At 54.3% G+C, this 19,566-nt stretch carries 13 protein-coding genes; 5 read left to right on the forward strand and 8 right to left on the reverse strand.

The window, feature by feature from the left end; translation table 11 throughout:
* Window positions 1-10 precede the first annotated feature (10 nt).
* Both OHL19_RS22350 and OHL19_RS22355 read left to right on the forward strand, forming a co-directional pair.
* Entirely contained in the window at window positions 11-2,329 is a 2,319-nt protein-coding gene (locus OHL19_RS22350) for a serine hydrolase (protein WP_263360061.1), read from the forward strand.
* Between the two features lie 39 nt (window positions 2,330-2,368).
* The gene (locus tag OHL19_RS22355; protein WP_263360062.1) at window positions 2,369-4,240 is read left to right on the forward strand and encodes a glycoside hydrolase family 3 protein; all 1,872 of its coding nucleotides are present in this window, start codon (window positions 2,369-2,371) and stop codon (window positions 4,238-4,240) included.
* Between the two features lie 96 nt (window positions 4,241-4,336).
* Here the strand turns inward: OHL19_RS22355 and OHL19_RS22360 are convergent, their stop codons facing one another.
* The 6 genes from OHL19_RS22360 to OHL19_RS22385 form a co-directional block, all read right to left on the reverse strand.
* The gene (locus OHL19_RS22360; protein ID WP_263360063.1) at window positions 4,337-6,136 is read right to left on the reverse strand and encodes an alpha-amylase family protein; all 1,800 of its coding nucleotides are present in this window, start codon (window positions 6,134-6,136) and stop codon (window positions 4,337-4,339) included.
* A 174-nt stretch (window positions 6,137-6,310) separates the two neighbouring features.
* The gene (zwf, locus tag OHL19_RS22365; RefSeq protein ID WP_263360064.1) at window positions 6,311-7,696 is read right to left on the reverse strand and encodes a glucose-6-phosphate dehydrogenase; all 1,386 of its coding nucleotides are present in this window, start codon (window positions 7,694-7,696) and stop codon (window positions 6,311-6,313) included.
* Complete coding sequence (locus tag OHL19_RS22370; RefSeq protein WP_263360065.1) at window positions 7,693-8,289, reverse strand: NUDIX domain-containing protein; 597 nt, start codon at window positions 8,287-8,289, stop codon at window positions 7,693-7,695. The genes zwf and OHL19_RS22370 overlap by 4 nt, the downstream gene beginning before the upstream one ends.
* The gene (locus OHL19_RS22375; protein ID WP_263360066.1) at window positions 8,286-9,341 is read right to left on the reverse strand and encodes a glycosyltransferase family 2 protein; all 1,056 of its coding nucleotides are present in this window, start codon (window positions 9,339-9,341) and stop codon (window positions 8,286-8,288) included. Before OHL19_RS22375 ends, OHL19_RS22370 begins: the two co-directional genes overlap by 4 nt.
* On the reverse strand, window positions 9,338-9,958 hold the full coding sequence (locus tag OHL19_RS22380; RefSeq protein ID WP_263360067.1) for an acyltransferase: 621 nt from the start codon (window positions 9,956-9,958) through the stop codon (window positions 9,338-9,340). The genes OHL19_RS22375 and OHL19_RS22380 overlap by 4 nt, the downstream gene beginning before the upstream one ends.
* Window positions 9,959-10,285: 327 nt before the next feature.
* Window positions 10,286-11,566 carry a glycosyltransferase family 4 protein gene (locus OHL19_RS22385; RefSeq protein ID WP_263360068.1) on the reverse strand — a complete coding sequence of 427 codons (1,281 nt, stop codon included), beginning with the start codon at window positions 11,564-11,566 and terminating at the stop codon, window positions 10,286-10,288.
* A 740-nt stretch (window positions 11,567-12,306) separates the two neighbouring features.
* Between OHL19_RS22385 and OHL19_RS22390 the strand changes: the two genes are divergently transcribed.
* Entirely contained in the window at window positions 12,307-13,494 is a 1,188-nt protein-coding gene (locus tag OHL19_RS22390; RefSeq protein WP_263360069.1) for a WecB/TagA/CpsF family glycosyltransferase, read from the forward strand.
* A gap of 217 nt (window positions 13,495-13,711) precedes the next feature.
* On the opposite strand, the gene OHL19_RS22395 is transcribed toward OHL19_RS22390, so the two are convergent.
* On the reverse strand, window positions 13,712-14,908 hold the full coding sequence (locus OHL19_RS22395; protein ID WP_263360070.1) for an NAD(P)-binding domain-containing protein: 1,197 nt from the start codon (window positions 14,906-14,908) through the stop codon (window positions 13,712-13,714).
* Window positions 14,909-15,171: 263 nt separating this feature from the next.
* Here OHL19_RS22395 and OHL19_RS22400 point away from each other — a divergent pair, with 263 nt between their 5' ends.
* A complete protein-coding gene (locus OHL19_RS22400; protein WP_263360071.1) occupies window positions 15,172-16,296 on the forward strand; it encodes an ATP-grasp domain-containing protein in 1,125 nt (374 codons plus the stop codon).
* Window positions 16,297-16,363: 67 nt separating this feature from the next.
* On the opposite strand, the gene OHL19_RS22405 is transcribed toward OHL19_RS22400, so the two are convergent.
* Complete coding sequence (locus tag OHL19_RS22405; protein ID WP_263360072.1) at window positions 16,364-17,275, reverse strand: hypothetical protein; 912 nt, start codon at window positions 17,273-17,275, stop codon at window positions 16,364-16,366.
* Window positions 17,276-17,813: 538 nt separating this feature from the next.
* On the opposite strand from OHL19_RS22405, the gene OHL19_RS22410 reads away from it, so the two are divergent.
* The gene (locus OHL19_RS22410; protein ID WP_263360073.1) at window positions 17,814-19,223 is read left to right on the forward strand and encodes an oligosaccharide flippase family protein; all 1,410 of its coding nucleotides are present in this window, start codon (window positions 17,814-17,816) and stop codon (window positions 19,221-19,223) included.
* Window positions 19,224-19,566: the final 343 nt, after the last annotated feature.

The following is a 19,566-nucleotide window of genomic DNA, read 5'->3' on the forward strand; positions in this document are numbered from 1 at the left end:
CGAAGCGCGAGTGAAGACCGCGCACGCAGAGCGCGCCACGAGGTCTGACTTTGGTGCGATTGACTCCATCGTTACGCAGGCTGTCGCGGACGGGAATATTCCGGGGGCTGTAGTACTCGTCGGACATAACGGTAAGATCGTCTACCGCAAGGCCTTCGGCATGCGATCACTGGAGCCAACGCGAGAGCCGATGACGATGGATACGATCTTCGATCTTGCCTCGTTAACCAAGTGCATCGCAACGACTACTTCGATAATGAAACTACTGCAAGATGGGCGCATACGACTCAATGATCCAGTGGCAAAGTATCTTCCGGAGTTCGCTCAGAACGGCAAGGAAGATATTACGATTCGCGAGTTGATGACACACTTCTCAGGGCTTGGTCCTGATCTCGATCTTAAGCAGCCATGGAGCGGGCGTGACGCTGCGTATGCAATGGCAATGCGGGAGACGCCAGCCTATCCGCCAGGATCGCGTTTTCTCTATAGCGATATCAACTTCGAGACGCTTGGCTTTCTCGTCGAGAAGATCTCTGGCATGTCGCTCAATGAGTTTGCGAAGCAAAATGTCTTCATTCCGCTGGGCATGATGGATACCGATTTTCTTCCCCCGGCAAGCTTGTCTTCGCGCATTGCGCCTACGCAATATGACGAGAATCGCAAGATGCTGCGAGGCGTGGTGCATGACCCGACAGCACGACGCATGGGCGGTGTCGCTGGTCATGCCGGACTGTTTTCGACTGCGGATGATCTTGCAAAGTTTGCGCAGGATCTACTGAGTGGGCATCGGGTTTTGAGTGAGTTGGCTGTAGAGAAAATGGCTACGCCACAGCAGCCTGCAATGGCTGCGAGCCAGCGCGGATTGGGGTGGGATATAGATTCTCCGTTTGCTACAAATCGTGGCGAGCTATTGCCGATTGGTTCGTTTGGTCATACTGGGTTTACGGGCACGTCGTTATGGATCGATCCGATCACGGACACTTACGTTATCTTGCTGACCAATGCAGTTCATCCGGAGGGCAAAGGTACAGTGGTATCTCTGCGCACGCGCGTGGCAACGTCGGTTGTTCAGTCGCTTGATCTGACGGCTGGTGAAGAAGAGAAGCTGCGGCTTGCGCGCATTACAGGTTATAACGAATCGCTGATGGCTTCGCGTCGAATGACAGCGCGCAATGGCGATGTGAAGGTCGGAATCGATGTGCTTGAGGCACATGCGTTTCGAGAGATTCATGCGGACGCTGCGCATCCTGTTCGCGTGGGGCTTGTGACGAATCAGACTGCGGTCGATGCACAAGGGCGTGTTGTATCCGATGTGCTGGCGCAAGCGCCGGGCGTACAACTGACAGCGATTTTCAGTCCTGAGCATGGAGCAACTGGAGCGCTCGACACAGACAACATTGGCAACGCAAGAGATGCGAAGACTGGCGTTCCGATCTATAGCGTATACGGCGATAGCGATGCAAAGAAGCGACCTGCGGAATCTGTTCTCGCAGGGCTGGATGTGATTGTTTATGACATTCAGGATGTAGGTGTGCGCTACTACACATACGAGAGTACGTTGGGATATTTTCTCGAAGCGGCAGCGAAGTCCGGCAAAGAAATCGTAGTACTGGATCGACCCAATCCGGTGAATGGCGTGTATGTGCAGGGGCCGGTTGCGGATGCAGGCAGAGAGGCTTTTGTAAGTTATTGGCAGACTCCGATACGACACGGTATGACGATTGCGGAGCTCGCGAGGATGTTCAATCAAGAGCGTTCGATTGGGGCAAAGTTGACGGTCGTTCCAATGGACGGATGGATGCGCGGTGACTGGTTTGATTCGACGGGACGCGTATGGATCGATCCTTCACCCAATATGCGCAGCGTCACAGAATCGATTCTGTATACAGGGATTGGCATGATTGAAGCGAGTAATATTTCTGTGGGCCGTGGAACAGATACTCCGTTTGAAGTAGTCGGTGCGCCGTGGATCGACGCAGTGGTATTAGCTCGCTATCTCAATGCCAGGGAGATCAGCGGAATTCGGTTCGTGCCTGTGAACTTTACGCCTGCGACTTCAAAATATACCGATGAGAAATGCGGCGGAGTAAATCTATTGATGACGGATCGCAATGCGCTGGATGGTCCTGAGCTTGGATTGGAGATTGCTTCAGCGTTGCAGCATCTTTATCCAGATCAATACAAGATTGCCGGAGTGGATACGCTCATGCGGCACAAGGCTTCGCTGGACGCTATCGCTGCGGGAGAAGATCCTCGCCGTGTTGCGGATGATTGGCGCGATGGGCTGGACGGCTTTACAAAGATACGAGCCAGGTATCTTCTCTACTGATTTTTTTGATCTACGATTGTTGCTTACGGAGGCGTGCGCGTGAACTATATCTCGTCAAAACGATTTTTGTGTTTGTCTCTGCTGATGATTTTCCTTACTGCTCTCAACAGTGTTGATGCGCATGGAACGGGGCCTGTTCATCTCGATCACAAGGGTGAACTATGGGCTAAATCGACACTGCGAAAGATGTCGCTGGAAGAGAAGATTGGTCAGTTGATCATGGTGTGGGCCAAGGTGGAATACCTGAACATCGACAGCCCTGCATTTGTGCAGTTACACGACGAGATGCAGAAGTATCACGTGGGCGGCTTTGGCGTAACTGTGCATGTGGATGGTGCGCGCCTGATCAAGAGCGAGCCATTTGAAGCTGCTGCTCTCACCAATGAATTGCAGAAGGAATCGAAGTATCCACTGATTTTTGCTGCCGATTTCGAACGTGGACTTGCTGTGCGATTGAACGGCGCAACATCCTTTCCATCGGCGATGGCCTTTGGCGCGACGGGTGACAAAGACCTGGTGCGACAGTTTGGAGAAATCTCTGCTGAAGAGTCGCGCGCTGTTGGCATTCATTGGAACTGGTTTCCAGTAGCAGATGTAAATTCAAATCCGGCGAACCCCATCATTAACACTCGATCCTTTAGCGAAAATCCTGCGGTGGTCGGCGATATGGTTGCTGCATATATCGATGGCGCACGCAGCGAAGGACTACTGACAACGGTCAAGCACTTCCCTGGGCACGGTGATACGGATACGGATTCGCATCTATCACTCGCACGTGTGACCGGAAATATGGATCGACTGAATTCGGTAGAGCTTATTCCGTTTCGTAAGGCAATCGCTGCTGGCGTGGATACGGTGATGATGGGCCACATCACGGTGCCTGCAATCGAGCCTGATCCAAATCTTCCTGCAAGCGTATCGAAGCGCGTTGTTACCGGGCTATTGAAGGATAAGCTCGGGTTTCGTGGACTTGTAGTTACGGACGCGTTGGATATGGGCGCATTGATGCATGCTTTCACTGGAACGGATGCGGAGATCTCCGGCAAGGAAGCAGTGCAGGCGTTGCTTGCGGGTAACGATATGGTCATCATTCCGGCAGATTTGGATGGCGCTTATAGTGGTCTGATACAGGCCGCAAAAAGTGGCGTCCTCTCGGAGAAGCGTATCGATGAAAGTGTGCTGAAGATCCTGCGATTGAAGGCTTCGGTCGGCTTGAATGTTGATCGCTATGTGGACATGTCTGATGTAAGCCGCGTGGTTGCCAGGCCTGCCAGCGTAGCGCTTGCACAAACTATCTCGGACCGTGCGATTACTTTGGCAACTGATACTAACAATCTGCTGCCGCTGCATGTCTCCGCAGACGCCGGTCAGGCTACCGCTTCGAGTGCTGTAGCTGTCATCTTTACCAATGATGCGCGGGCGAGCGAAGGAGTGGGCGCGTTTATTGCGCAGCTTCGTCGACGAGTGCCGAATGCATCGGTGTTTCTTGTCGACAACTCCAGCTCTGCCACGGTTAGCCAGGATGTGTTGGCAGCGGTCGCGAGCGCATCTACAGTGATTGCGGTGGCCGAGGCTTTTCCCAGTGCACGACGCATGATGCGCGTTGCCGGCCAGCAGAAAGGCTCTGCCGGACTTGATCAGAGTGCCACCGAGCTGTTGTCGAGCATCGTGAAGACAGCGGGAGCAAAAACTGTGGTTGCGGCTTTTGGCAACCCTTACATTGGATCGGATGTACCGGGTATTTCAACGTATGTTTGCACATTCTCCGATACTGCAGATTCAGCTTTGAGCCTGGTGAGTGCGCTGTTCGGCGAGAATGCAATTCATGGTCGACTGCCGGTGACGATTCCTAATATTGCCAGGATAGGCGCGGGGTTAGACAGGGCCGCTACCGCTCCTGTTGTTCACTAAAACTATTACGTATAGAGGCAAACACGAAGCGCCTGTGAGCTACACAGGCGCTTCGTGTTTGCATACAGATTGACACGATAGGCAAATGCTCCGCCACTAGACAGTGAATGGGAATGCGCCGCCTTCTCCATACCAATCGTAGTGGAGTTTACGGTCCGATTCTTTTGATTGGCCCGCAAGCCCGGTGATCCATGTTTGCGGTGTGGATTCTTGTACGGGACTCGCTGGTCGCGCACCATCTCCACCACTTGCAGCAAGTTTGAACGCCCGCTTGATTGCCTCGGCATGTTCGGGGATGCGCGAGCCTTCGCCCGGCGAGATTAAAACTGCGGTTCCGCTGTGGGCAAGCAGGTCAAGCCATTGACGATTGAGCTCCCATGGAACGTCGGCTGAAATACCCACGCAGTCCGCGTCTTGTACGAAGAAGGTTTCGTGCTGCGGCAGGCGGAAGGCGAGCGTGTTGATGCCCATACGACGCGTGCGCTCCCAAATGCGTCCGCTGGTGTCGTCGCCGGTACGCTGTATGTCGAAGATACTTTGCCCAAGATGGCCCATGGTATTGCAGCCGAGGATGAGAGTTTCAGGCTTGCAGGTGGCGCGAATCTGTTGATAAAAATTGCGAATGATTTCCGCATTGGTGCGGCTCTGATCATGCAGAGACCAGCTGGAGATCGTGGGTTCTGCGCCCATCCCCGATCCCCAGCGACCGAGCAGATCGTAGGTGGAGAAGTCGTGCTTAACCAGCTCGTATCCCCAGTCGACTACCTGTTTTACTTTTGCCAGGACTCTTTCCAGCGCCTCAGGAACGGTAGGGTCGTAAGCCAACTGAGATGCGTCCGCACTGTTTTCGAAGCGACGGTCGGAGATCAGCAGGCCACGATCAGTATTTGCAGGCGCTTCGAGGGGGCGAATCCAGATGCCCGGACGTGCTCTGCGTTCGCGAATCTGATTGGCAAGCTGCGGCATACTGGGGAATTTCGGTGCACCGACGGACCAGCCCATATCGATCACCGAGAATGGACGAATCGCATTATTTACGGAGAGATTGGCGATGAAATCGGTGTCGTTCAAAATCTGTTCAGCGGTGTTTTTGCCATAGGCGTAGTACCAATCATTGGTGCCGTAGACGGGCTGCGATGGCCGCGACGGCTGGGAGCACATCTGCCTGCAGAAGGCGCGGATGGCGCTGGTTGGCTCCTCGCCGGGATTGCCTTTACGGGTCACGACAGTAGCTGCTTCGAGTACACGCTGGCCCAGCTTGACGCCGGAACCGCCGTTGCTGAGGTTGAGCCACAGCGATACGCCGTCCGGATCGAGCTGCCAGAAGCAGAGCGAACCTGCGCCCGTCTTGACTCCGTAGGTGTTGCATGAGCGGCCATCCCACGTGGCAAAGTACCAGGGCATCACGCGTTCCGAGACGATCGAACGCCAGCCCAGGTCACCATAGCTGCGTTCCCAGTGATCGCCGAGGACATGCGGAATCGCAGCTACCTTCATCGTCCATCGCACATGTATATAGCGGATGGCCATGCTCGGTGCATGGACGCGGAGTGCGAGTTGCGTCGCGTCGGCGCTGCTCTCAACACCGATACCCTTGCCCTGCCATTGGCTGCCGGAACGCGAGAGCGGCACTGGATCGCTCAGTCGCTCATAGGCGGTGATGCTGTCGGGAGTTCGCAGCAGATCAAAGAAGACTTCTCCTGACGCGGTTGCCGAAGTCGATGACGACTGCGCGACTCTGCTTGCAGGAACGCCTGCGAGCAGAGTCGCCGCGCTTGCTGCACCCAAACCTGCTACTCCCAGACTTGCCGCGCCTAAAAACGAACGGCGGGAAACAGGGGTGGATGATAACTGAGAGTCTGGCCTCTGATCAGAGATATTCCGGCTTTCGTCCATCGACTTTGCAAGCTCCTCAAAAATGCTTCTTGAGGATACATGACAGGGATAACGGTTTTCGACGAGATTCGTAAACGTATTCAAAGCAGGTGTGCCGCACATAAAACAAGCCCCAGATCAGCACTGAATTTCTCTGCTGGATCTGGGGCTTTAGATTGTGTCCACAGCGGAGTTTTATTCGACCGAGTGAAGCTGAGGATTGACCCACGGACCGTCGTTGCCGATGAGTTGATCGGCCTCTACCGGACCCCACGTGCCGGGGGCATAGGTATAGAACGGCGTGACGTTGCCAAGGATAGGCTCGACGATGCGCCACTGGGCTTCGATCAGATCCTGGCGGGCGAACTGTTCGCTGTTGCCGCGAATAGCGTCCCCCAGCAGGCGCTCGTAGGGCGGCATGTCGGTTGTGCTCTGACGATGCATCTCCAGCTCGACGTCACGGCCAACCATACGCTCGCCGGGAGTCTTGACGCGTACTCCGAGGCCAATCGTCATATCCGGGCTGAGACGAATGCGCATGTGTGCGGAGCCGTTGGAAACCAGTTCGCCGAAAGTCTCCTTGGGCGGGCGCTTGAACTCCACCAAAGCTTCAGTGCAGGTGACAGGCAGCATTTTGCCTGCGCGTACAAAGATGGGCACACCGGCCCAGCGCCAGCTATCGATTTCGAGTTTGATGGCGACAAAGGTCTCAACGGATGTGCCCGGAGCGACACCAACGACCGAACGGTAACCGTCATACTGTCCACGCACGACGGCATCGGGAGTGAGCGGCTTTATGGCGCGAAGAAGCTCGCTCTTGCGATCGCGCAATGCGTCGTGATCCTGGCCGGTTGGGGGGTCCATGGTGAGGTTGGCGACAACCTGCATCATGTGGTTCTGCACGACGTCGAGCAGCGCGCCTACTTCATCGTAGAATTTGCCGCGGTCTTCGACACCGAAGTCTTCAGCCATGGTGATCTGGATGCTACGGACATGATCGCGATTCCAGATGGGATCGAAGATCGGGTTGGCGAAGCGGGTGTAGACGATATTCTGCACCGGCTCTTTGCCGAGATAGTGGTCAATGCGGAAGATGTTTTCTTCAGGAAAAAACTTGTGCAGCGTTTCGCCCAGTTCTTTAGCCGATTCAAGATCGCGTCCGAAGGGCTTTTCAACGACGACGCGCGCATTGGTTGCGCAGCCGGAGTTCGCGAGATGTTCCGCGACGGTTGCGAACAAGCTGGGAGGAATGGCGAGGTAGTGCAGCGGCCTCTGGGATGTACCAAGTTCCTGGCGAAGCTGCTCAAAGGTGCTGGCATCGCTGTAGTCGCCATCGACATAGCGCAACAGGCTCAAGAGCTTTTCAAAGGCCGGTTGATTGATGCCGCCGTGTTTTTCGAGACTGTCTTTGGCACGGGCTTTGAGCTGATCGAGGTTCCAGCCTGCCTTGGCAACGCCGATGATTGGGAGATTAAAGGCTTCGTCACGGATCAGGCCTTGCAGAGCAGGAAATATCTGCTTATAAGCGAGGTCGCCGGTAGCGCCGAGGAATACGAATGCGTCGGAATAGAAAGAGTTCATCGATTTTTAGCCTTCCAGATCAGGTAAAGTCCCCAGGCTGACAGGGTACAGTTATCGCGGATCGTGCCGTCAAGCATCATCTGCTCAAACTCGGCAATAGTTACGGAGTGGACGATGAGGTCGTGCTCTTCTGGATCGGGTTCTTTTTCCGTAGGAGTCAGACCCGTGGCCAGAAAGACATGTTGCTTTTGATTGGCAAATCCATAGGCAATCCAAAGCCATCCCAGATAAATCATCGATTCGGCATGCATGCCGATCTCTTCTTTCAGTTCCCCACGGGCAAGTTCTTCCGGGTCGATTTCACCCATCTCCCATCCGCCCTGCGGAAGCTCAAGGCAGCGCTGCTGGACGGTGTAACGAAATTGCTCCACCAGCCACACACGGCCCTCCCCATCCGCGCCCACATCGAGCGGCAGGATGATTGCGGCATCGTCTTTATCGACGACGCCGTAGATGCCGGGCTTGCCGTTGGAGCGGAGAATCTGGTCCTCGCGCAAACGCATCCAGGGATTACTGTAGACTTCACGCGTACTGATGGTGGTGATGCTCTTGGCTTCTGGCGAATGCTCAGGCGAAGGCTGCACAGGATTCATGGCTGGCGTGTCTCGATATGTTCGGGGATAGGCGTCACATCCTTATATTCCATGAGCGCCTTGTTCCCATTCATCAAAAATTGGAGCTGTCCAAAGAAAATCGGAATTTGCTGCAGATGCGAGTGAAAGCCGTAGAGCAGGAGCGTTGTCCACGAAGCAGGCTTCCAGCGATACTGCCGCGCAGTGCGAACAGCCAGCGCGAAGAGCAGCAAGATCCAGAGCATGAACGGCCAGAGCGACAGCAAAATCGCAGAGAGAATGAGTGCGACGATTGGCGAGAGCAGCCAGAACAGGCCACGCTGACGGTTGCGGCGGGCCTCATCTGACCAGAACGGGTCGGAGGTGCCACGAAAGCGCGACGAGACGGAGGCAAAGGCATAGCCCGCGCGCTGCGAACGGCGCCAGTATTGCGAGAAACGCGTGATGGCCAGATCGTGCAAAGTCATCTGCACATCGATGTGTTGAATATGCCAGCCAAGGTTGCGCATGCGGCGGCACATCTCCGGTTCTTCCCCGGCGATGAGCGTTTCGTCGAAGCCATTCACGGCCTCAAGAGCGGCACGGCGAACCAGGACGTCTCCACCGAAGAAGAGCGTTTCCCCTGGAGGATAAACCCAATCCAGATCGAGTACACGCACATAGATGGACAGGCATTCGCATAACTCGCGGCGATGGCCCCATGCTGCAGCATTCGTGGCGTTTTTTTCAAGCTCCGCGAGAGCCGCTACGGGGAAATCCGCATTCAAAATTGTGTCGCCGTCGAGAAAAAGAATCAGCTTGCCGGTAGCACTTTGCCAGCCCATATTGCGGGCGCGGGCGGCGGTAAAGGGGCCGGGCGGCAGAGGCAGAACGCGAGCGCCAAGCTTTGCCGCCAGCTCCAGGCTGCCGTCGGTTGAACCGGAGTCTACATAAAGGATTTCTTTTGCCGACCAGCCCTCAATGGATTGCGCCGACAGGATGCAACGCTCCAGACGTTCGCCCTCATTACGGCCGATGATCACGACGGAAAGATCTGGCTGAATTAGCTCAATCGTTGTTGCGGGCGTGCTCATGAATGAATCTCCGCGACAGCAGGCGTGGGCATCTTGCGTTGGAGGGGGACGGCTGGTACTCCGGCCACGATCGCCCCTGCTGGAACGTCCCGCGTTACGACTGCGTTAGCTCCGACGGTTGCTCCATCCCCAATGGTTACGCCGCTCAGAACGGCGACACCGCGACCGATCCATACCTGACTGCCGATCTCGATAGGTCTGGCCATGTGACTGGAGTCGCGCAAGTTCTGTCCCTCTTCGCGTGTGTGGTTAGCATCGCGAATACTGGTGTACTCCCCAATCATACTGCCCTTACCGATGCGGATTCCGGCGTAGGCCACCAGGTGCACTCCGCTGGAGAGGACAACCCCGTCGCCGAGAACAATCTCCGCGTCTCCCTCCGTCTCCATATATTGATTCGGATAAAGGAGCAGTCCCTGCCCGCAGCGCACCCGGCCCGTGCCGTAGATATATGTCCTGCCGAGCACGACGGTGCTGACAGGGAGAGGAAGACTCAGCCTGGCTCGCAGAGCCGCAAAAGCGTTTACACGCCTCCACACCCGCAGGATGGGCGCAAATGTTCGATAACACAGAACAAGCGGAGCAGCCAACGCAGATTTCATCTTCCCTGAAGGCATTTGCTCTTTCCTTGCTGGATAACTTCTCTTACTGGATTTCTTGTTCAGACCCTTGTTCGTGTTCAGACCTTAATTCGGAGCCGTCTGGAGAAATCAAGATTATCGATGACGGCACTCTGTCTGACGCTTGGAATACGGCCCAGGTTGGACCAATATCGTTGTTCTTTTTCACGCGGTGATGACCGCACAGGATCACCGTAGTTAACGATTACAAAATTTCGCGCCTGCGTATATCCCCGATTTGCGTCACAGGTTTTGCATCGAAGCGGATTTTCCTATTTGGAACCCCGCTCCTTTCCCGAACTGGCGAGTGTTCTTCAAAAAGAGTCAGGCGAGCCGCCGCCTCCAGGTATTTGCAAGCTGGTCCAGGTTTCGAGAAAGATTGTACTGTTCCTCAACCGTCGCTCGCGCTGCCAGTCCAAGCCGGTGGCGTAAATCAGGATCGCTTGCCAGCCGTTCCAGCGCAATGCGAAGAGCATACGGGTTAGCCGGAGGTGCAAGCAGCCCGTTTTGGCCATCCAGGATTAGCTCTGGAATCGCCGCAATTGTCGTACTGACGCAGGGAACGCCCAGCGCCATTGCTTCCATGAGAGCGACGGGCAGCCCTTCCGCGAAGCTGGCGAGGACGAAGATATCCGCCTGCGCAACCTCTGCAAGCGTCGGCTGATGCGCCATCGCTCCCAGAAAACGGACGTAAGAGGCGATTCCCTGCTGCCTGCATTGCGCTTCGAGAGACGGGCGCTCAGGTCCGTCGCCGATGAGCACCAGAGATAGCTCGGCTCCGGCTGCAACCATCGCAGCTACAGCCTCAAGCAGTATGCGGTGCCCTTTGGCTGCGACCATGCGCCCCGTGCAGACAATGCGAACTCCGTTTGCCGATATAGATGTACTCGCCGGTATAGATGTGCGTTGCCGTGGCTGGAGCGTAGTGCAGTCCACTCCCAGACGAACCACTTCAAGGCGGCTATCCGTCGTGGCCGGCGATACGCGGAGAACCTGGCTGCGGCAAAAATCGCTGATACAGATAACGAAAGCGGCCGACTCGATTTTCTGGCGAAGATAGAACGCGTCCTGATCGAAAAACTCATCTGGACCATGCAGCGTTACCGACCAGGGAATCTGCCAGGCGGCCGCCGTCAGCATGCCCACAGTTGCAACGGGACCGCCGAAATGTACATGAAGATGCTCAAGCGAGTTGCGCCGGAGCCACCTGCCCACCAGCAAGGCCTCGGCCAGGTAGAACAAGGCGAAGGCTCGGCCTTTTAAGTCCCAGCCTCCAAGCTGAAAGGCAGCGCGCAAACCGCGCAGGGCGACAGCAGGGTGCTGCACCACAATTGCGAGCAGCTTGCATACCAGCGAGAGTTTTCCGCCCGCTTTGACGTAGAAAGTCGTTTCAGCTTCCCTTGCTTCTACTTTGGGCAGATCCTCTATGCGGCGGTCAGGGGGATTGATAGAAGCAGTCTCAACGACCAGTCCGCGATCACGAACGCCCAGGACTTCTTTCAGAAAAAAGGTATGGGAAACCGCTGGATACCGGCTAAGCAGGTATCCGATACGCAGGGCAGAGTCGGCGGCGCGATCAGCCGGGGAATGGATAGGTGTCGACAATGTTTTTCAAGTATACGAGGGGAACGTCAAACTACGTGTCCAAAACGGTCGAAGGCAGACGAGCTCGATATTTTCCATAAATTATTGCGTTCAAATCGACCGTATTGGGACGAGACTCCAGTTGCGAGCACTACCAGATTCTCCTAACAGGCTCCCAATGGAAGACGATGGTAACCACCGAAAGGCACCCTCACATCAGGGCGGTAACGGACAGATTTATGCCCCCTGCTTTTGCACTCAAATTGGAGCAAAGTGCCTGAGGTATCCGCCAGTGGCTCATTTACTCCTTTTTGATCCCAGCCCAACAACGATAGGCGAAAGCGCGAGCCATGAGGAGCGGGATTACCGGAATGGTTTTCCCCTCAGAGTGGTAACCATTGGGAGTTACCTAACCCCTTTTAGGGGAGTACCTAAATGTTATAGCGACGGGACTAAATGGCACACCTTTTCGCCATTGTTTGAGCGGCCTGCAGCTTATAAGTTGAAAGAGTCACAACGACTCCCAGTCGCACTCAGGCACATTGGCACCAACGCCAACGAGACGGGGCAGTATGAGTGAAACGAAATCTCTTTACCCGCACCATCCATCAGGTTCGGCGGCACATGAAGACCGGGCCAATGAGAATGCGGGAAACAGGCCAAGACGCAGTCCGCAGCAGAAGAGCTATTGCAGATAACGATCACACAAGCAATGTGAAATCAGTTACGGATAGCAGCTTCACACAGAGAGCAGGACAGAAATGAACAGCAAATTGCAAAATTCTGTAGCAGTGATGGGGTTGCCTTTAGCGAACGTTACAGCCGACGAGGCTGTAGAGCAGATTGAGAACCTGATTCTATCGGGAGGCACCCACCAGGTTGCCACCGCGAATCTCGATTTCTGGGTCAACTCGCTCAACGACGTTCACTTGCACCGCATCATTGCAGGCTGCAGTCTCGTATTAGCAGATGGAATGCCCCTGGTATGGATCTCGCGTATTCTTGGAAACCCTCTGAAAGAGCGCGTCTCCGGTGTAGATATGGTTCCCCGCCTCGCTGAGCTCTCAGCGAAAAAGGGATACAGCATCTATCTGCTCGGTGGTCGCGAAGGCGTTGCAGGACGCGCCAAGAAAGTGCTCGAAGAGCGTTATCCCGGAGTCAATATCGTTGGCCATTATGCTCCTCCGCTCGCCGATCTGGAGCGCATGGATCACGGCGACACTCTTGAGCGGATTCGCATTGCCAAGCCCGATATTCTGCTGGTTGCATTCGGCAATCCGAAGCAGGAAAAATGGATTCGCATGCACGCCAAGCGCCTCGGTGTACCTGTTTCAATTGGCATCGGCGGCAGCATGGACATGCTCATTGGCGATGTACATCGCGCGCCGGTCTGGATGCAGCGTTGTGGTCTTGAGTGGCTGGGCCGCGCAGTTCAGGAGCCAACCCGGCTCGTGCCTCGCTACACGAAGAACTTTCTCGGACTTGCAACAAAGCTTCCGTTTGCTTTGGCTGCCTCATTCCTGCAGCGCCAGTATCGTGGTGCTTCAGCGGCAACCCGTACCGGTGACTCGGGCATCGTTCACCTGCATCTGCAGGGCGGGCTGGTAGCTGAAACTGCAGCCGCGCTGGAGCGCACTGCAACCAGCTGCATCGATGGCGGACAACTGCTCGTGGTTCACTTGCAGGATCTGCAATACGCAAGCCCAGAGGGATTGGGAGCGCTTCTCGCCGCACGGCAGCGTCTGTTGGCAACTGGATTGTCGCTTTCGTTGGCCGGTGTTCCGGCCCGTATCAAGCTGCTGTTTTCGGCATGGTGCCTTGAGCCGCTCTTCGATGAGTTCAAGTTCGAGACTGAGCGCTTCGCAATGGCCAGCAAGCCAAAGCAGAGCACTTCCTTTGCGAATCTCGTTGGATCTGATGCCGTAGCTTCGGTCAAGATCGAAGCATAAACAAACTGGAATATAAGTAGAAAAGCTCAGGAGCTATGCTCCTGAGCCTTTTTATCATGCCCGTTACTTATCCAGATATGATTTCTTTAACTATGAATCCAATACTTAGAGCATTTTCTCGATTGCAATGCACATGCAGGACACGCGAAGCGTGGCTCTTCATCATGAAAAGCCACGCAATCAGACACCGCGCAGAAGATACCGATAGGAGAAATACTTAGCGCGCAGCCTTGAGATGGTTCGCGATATGTTTGGCAGTAAACTTTGCTCCATAAGCAAAGCGGGTAAGCGGGCCAAAGCTATTGGCAGAGGCTACTCCGACCAGATACAACCCCGGTACTGAACTCTCAAAGTTTGTTGAAAGCACCGGCGTATCATCGACCGCGCGAATGGCTTTGCGCATGGAATCATCCAGGAATTGAAGTCGCTCGATGGAAACGCGGAACCCGGTTGCACCGATAACATGGTCAAATATCAGCTCGGTTGGAGTACCGTCCTGCTCAATGATATCGAGATGAACCTTGCCATTCTGAACAGAGGCGCCCTTGATTTGCGAGCCCAGGTGCATAGGAAAACGTCCCATGACCTTATCGCGAACAAACCAACCCGGGGCTGGCCCAAGGTGACGTTGCACTGCGCGAACTCGCAGCTTCCTCGGCATGGCGTGAAAGAGCAGTGGAGCATCGGTGCATAACCTCGATCGCCATCCCAGTCCTAATCCCGAGCGAGGATTCTTGATTCGCTGCAACAGCGGACGAGGCTCCTGCGACGGCGCATGAAACGCAATCTGCTTGCGCCTGGCCACCAGTTCGACCTTGGCTCCTGCTTCGTTGAGAAGCGCCGCTATGTCAACAGCAGATGCGCCGGCTCCAATTACAGCAACCCTTTGCCCGGCAAAGATTGAGAGGTCATGATGCTGCGCGCTATGTGAGACGTATTCCCGTGGCAGGTCGGTCAGAAAAGGAGGCAGATACCTGAAATGCGTAATACCCGCAGCGACAATGACCTTTCGTGCGCGCACCGTTTGTCCATCTGTAGTTTGCAGTTCAAAACCACCATCGATGCGTTTCACTGAACCGATATTGGTTTGCTCCAGAGTAGGAACCAGGCGCTTCTGAAACTCCAATCCATAGGCGATGAAAGTTTCGCATGGGACGGGAATTCCTACGTCGGCGTAAGGCAGGTTCTGTTCCGCGCAATAATGGGCAAGAGTAAATTCAGAATCGGGATCGTAAAGACTGGAGGCGAAGCCATCCGATTTCAGCAGCATGCCTTTGGGCATTAGCTGCTGCCAGCTTTGCATTGGCGTTCCAAATATCCGAAACGTCAGCGGTGACTTGCGCAGATGCGCAGCAACTGACAATCCGTATGGACCCGCGCCGATAATGGCGATATCAGTAATAGGGGAAGTCATTACGCACTCCTGGAGTCAGATCTGGTCTTCATGGTAAGTGTATCTACTTGCGTGTTCGAATCAAATAACACAAGCAGGCCATTGCAAAGGTATCTTTAGAACGGAGTAGCATGTTTACTATGATTCATGCGCTGTGACAATTTCTCGAAATGGATGACGGGAATCTGAAAGAAGAGACACAGCCGAAAGTATTGCTGTCCGCAACAATGTGGTGGCCTTTATCTGCCCGGCTTGCGATAGCCTTTCTGCGTCATGGATGCAGAGTGTCGGCAGTATGCCCTCCTGGGCATCCGTTGCGGTTTGTGCATGGAGTCGACCCGCTCTATCTGTATCAAGGCTTGGACTCAGTTGGATCACTTAAAAAGGCCATCGTTGACGCACAGCCGGATTTGATCGTGCCATGCGACGATGGAGTCGTCTGGCAGCTTCATGAATTGCACGCCAGAAATCCGGAACTACGATCTTTAATCGAACGGTCCCTTGGATCGCCCAACGCTTTCCCTGCCATTCGCAGCCGTGCTGCTACGCTGGAAACCGCCGTAGCACTGGGCATTCGCGTACCTGAAACGCAGACGATAACATCGGACGCAGATCTGATGCAGTGGTGCATCGACAATCCCGGAGTTCTCAAACTGGATGGGACATGGGGCGGTTCGGGTGTTGCAATCGCGACCACGCAGGCAGAGGCTATCGCTGCGTTTCATAAGCTCTCGCAGCCTATGGGAGCCAGCGTGGCCTGGAAACGCTGGCTGATCAATCACGATCCACTCGCGCTGTGGTCATGGCGAAGACGCGAGATTCCGCGCGTAACGATTCAGGAATTCATTCCCGGTCGTCCCGCGAACACGATGTTCGCATGCTGGAAAGGCGAAGTGCTGGGACTCGTTACAGTTGAAGTTCTGACAGCGCAGGGGAAAACTGGCGCAGCGACCGTTGTCCGGCTGATCGAGAATTCCGAGATTGAAAATGCTGCCCGTCTACTGGCCCGACATTTCAGCCTCAGTGGATTTCACGGCCTGGACTTTATCCTCGAACAATCGACTGGCGCAGCATATCTGATCGAATTGAATCCAAGAAGCACGCAGCTCGGTCATCTCAGGCTTCCAATACAGGGCGATCTGGTGGGGATGCTCGCTGCGAAACTCAAAGATCAACCGCGTCCGCCTGCCGAGGATTTCATCCAGGATGAAACCATTGCATTCTTCCCGCAAGCAATTACGTGGAATCCCAAGAGCGAATTTTTACGCCAGGGATATCACGATGTGCCGGTCGGTGAGCCTGAGCTTCATCGCGAACTCCTGCGCAAATCATGGCCCGAACGCCAACTGCTGTCTCGTATTTATCACTCCTTCCGCACGGTCAGCCATCAGGAAGAAGTAAGGTTCTAAAAAGAGAAAGCCCCGATACCGAGACCTTCATACGGTCCTGGTGATCGGGGCAAAAAAGTAGATGCTTCTATTTTCTCTTGAGTTTCTGGATCAGATTTTTCCCTGCAAATCCAGTGGCTACGGCGATCCGCTTGGTGTTATCCAGCAGCCCTGATTTTCCAGGAGGCGTAGGTTCAATACCCATGCGGCGAAGATAGTAGTTCGCCTGGTAGACATATTTCCGGCGCGTGTCTTTGTACTGATAGCTGATGCTGAAAGAGATGGAGACATTGTTGCGAGTCTTCAACCAGTGCGGAGAGTTGACCGGAATGTGAACTCCGGTTCCGGGACGCATCTCATAAACATACGCATGATCCTGAAACTGGGGCTTGTAGATCCCAGCATCCGTACCCTTAGCCCAGAACTTCTCCAGCTCTGATTCCGGCGTAACGTCACGATCGTTGCGATCGAAGATGTTCATTTCCTTGTTGCCCGCTACCTGCATAAGGAAGTTGCACTCGCGATCGATGTGATAAGAAGTGACACGATTGGGCGAGGCAAAGAAGATAATTGCTTCCTGGCTCTTCTTATCCTGATCGATGCTGCGACCAGTCAAGTGCTGCACCTCTTTCAGGCATTGCTCCAGGAGTTCGTTGTACTCCGGATCCTTTTCGAGATGGCGCATCATCATCCAGCCGCTGGCGATCTCGATACGATCGAAGACCTCGTCGGCAGTTAGCTTTCTCTCCGGGATCGTCTCCCAGCGCTGGTCGATGGCAATCGCACCGTGATCGTAGTAAGCATGCGGGCGCAGCGTAGGATTCTCGAGAATCTTGCGTATCCGCGGCAGCTTGAACATCGGGTGATCCGACGTGAAGCAGTGATTGAACTCGAATGGCTTCTCGTCAAAATCATTATGGAAGCCAGGATTGCTGGCATCAAAGATCGAGGAGAGCGCGGGCGTTTTCGCAGGTGCATCGACAACGGCTGTAGCGTGCATAAATCCTCCCTGGGTATCGGGATACGAGTACTGTACAGCAGGCCCCTATCGGGAACAATCAATTTCTGCCGTGAATTACTTCAACTCAAACGCTAATACATTCTTAGTTTCAACGGTAGTCTTCTTCGATAACTAAAGTGTCATTTTTTCTACATCGAAAGTATGTTTTGTATTCGATTTGCGTCTCACGCCGGCAGCAAATTCGAACTTACCCCACCGGTCTCAAACGCCCATCGATCCTGACGCTAACAAGGCTTGCCGCCAGGATGCAAATGCTACGACCACCGACTTCGTTTCTAATTGGAAAATTCACGATACAACTTCCGGGGCAGCATAGGTCTTGCTGAAGAAAACGCAGGATATACTTGGGTAAGTTCGCTTCCATGCTTGCTAATTCAGGAACTTGTTCGATCTGCGTTTCAGCGCTTGCGTATCTCTTTTGAATAACTGCTGCTGAGCAACTTTAAACAGCCAGGCCACGAGCTTTGCTGATGTTTGGGGGAAACACCCTCTTGACCGCTCCAGGTGAATTGAAGCAATGACGCTTGATACTCAAATCGACGAGTTAACGACAGACGACCAGGAAGCAGTACACCATCGCTCGCTTGAGTCCCGCGCGCTCAAGGGCACTTACTTCATCGTTATCTATTACGGATTTGCATTAGGCCTCCGCATGTTGAGCAGCGTGGTTCTGACGCATCTTTTTGCGCCGGAACTATTCGGGCTCATTACGCTCACGACCACCGTCATCATTGGGCTCAATCTCTTTTCACACCTCGGGCTGGAAGACAGCATCATTCAGAACCCACGCGGCGATGACGAAGTTTTTGTCAACACGGCCTGGACAGTACAAGTGCTGCGCGGACTAGGGCTCTGGCTGCTTACGATCGTGCTGGCGTGGCCTGTAGCGCATTTCTATAACGAACCGCGCATGCTTTGGCTACTACCCATTCTTGGATTAAGTTGCGTTATCACAGGCTTTGGCTCTCCCGCACAGTTGCAGCTTTCGCGCAACATGGACGTGGCCAAGATGTCCGTGCTGGAGCTTGCTCCGCAGCTTCTGTCTTTTCTCATTGCCTTGGCATGGGCGATGCATCATGCCAGCATCTGGGCTTTACTCGTCGGCCGCATCGTCTCGGAAACCCTGCGCCTGGCGATGAGTTACAAGATCCTCGGCAAGGGTATTCGGCCGAGGTTTGTACTGGATAAAGATTCACTGCATTCGCTGATGAACTTTGGCCGCTGGATTCTGATTGGTACGGCGCTGACCTTCATGGCGTCGCAGTCGGACAAGATGATCCTGGGCAAGTTGACGACGTTGCAGGAGCTGGGAATTTACGGCATTGCTTTTTCCCTCTCCGACCTGCCACGTCAGATCATCCAGATGTTCTCAGCCAAGGTTGGATTTCCATTCATCGCCAAGTTCTCCCACCATCCTCGTCCGGAGTTTCGCCGCGTTCTGGTGAAGTATCGTGCGATGGTGCTGGCGGTAGGCGCTGTGATGCTGACAATCACGATCTGCACAGGCGACATCTTCATTCAGCACGTGTATGACAAGCGCTATCACGATGCGGCCTGGATGATTGGTATTTTCGCGATTGGACTGTGGCACACACTGTTGTACAACACCATTACGCCAGCCATCATGTCTTTGCAAAAGGCGCATTACAACGCGCTAGGCAACCTGTTCTATTGCATAGCTTTGTTCGTGCTTTTGCCGCTCGGCTATAGCTATCTTGGCCTGGGAATGATTGGTGCAGTAGTTGCAGTGGCCGTCAGCGATCTTCCGGTTTACTTCGTGAATGTGTACGCATCGTACCGCCAGGGATTGGGTGTACTACGCCAGGATGGGCTTATGACTCTCTTCTTCCTGGCAACATTGGTCGCCGGTCTCGCCATTCGCCATGCTTTCGGGCTTGCTCTTCCCTTTCCGTCCTGGCCCCGTTAAATCAGGCAGAGCATGTGGTTCCGTGCTCAACTACAAATTTGGATTTTGCAGAAAAGTTGATGCAGTTATGCAACCCCCATTCAGTTTTTTTGGGGTTACAATCCCATCAGCTTGAGAAATACTATGGTGATCCGACTAGGAGCAAAAATTCTGTGCGCTGAAGCGCCAGAATCTCTCTTAGGAATCGCCTTAGTCCAGATACCATCTTTGAGCATGTTTTTGTGCATCTCATGTTAGATGGCGCAATTGTTGGAAGTAACCGGCCATGAATTATGGCTCACCCTGCTTAGGCAATGTCAGGCAACCCGGTTTCGCAACAATAGGACAACGATAGGACGGCACC

The sequence above is a fragment of the Acidicapsa ligni genome, assembly GCF_025685655.1.
Lineage (GTDB): Bacteria > Acidobacteriota > Terriglobia > Terriglobales > Acidobacteriaceae > Acidicapsa > Acidicapsa ligni.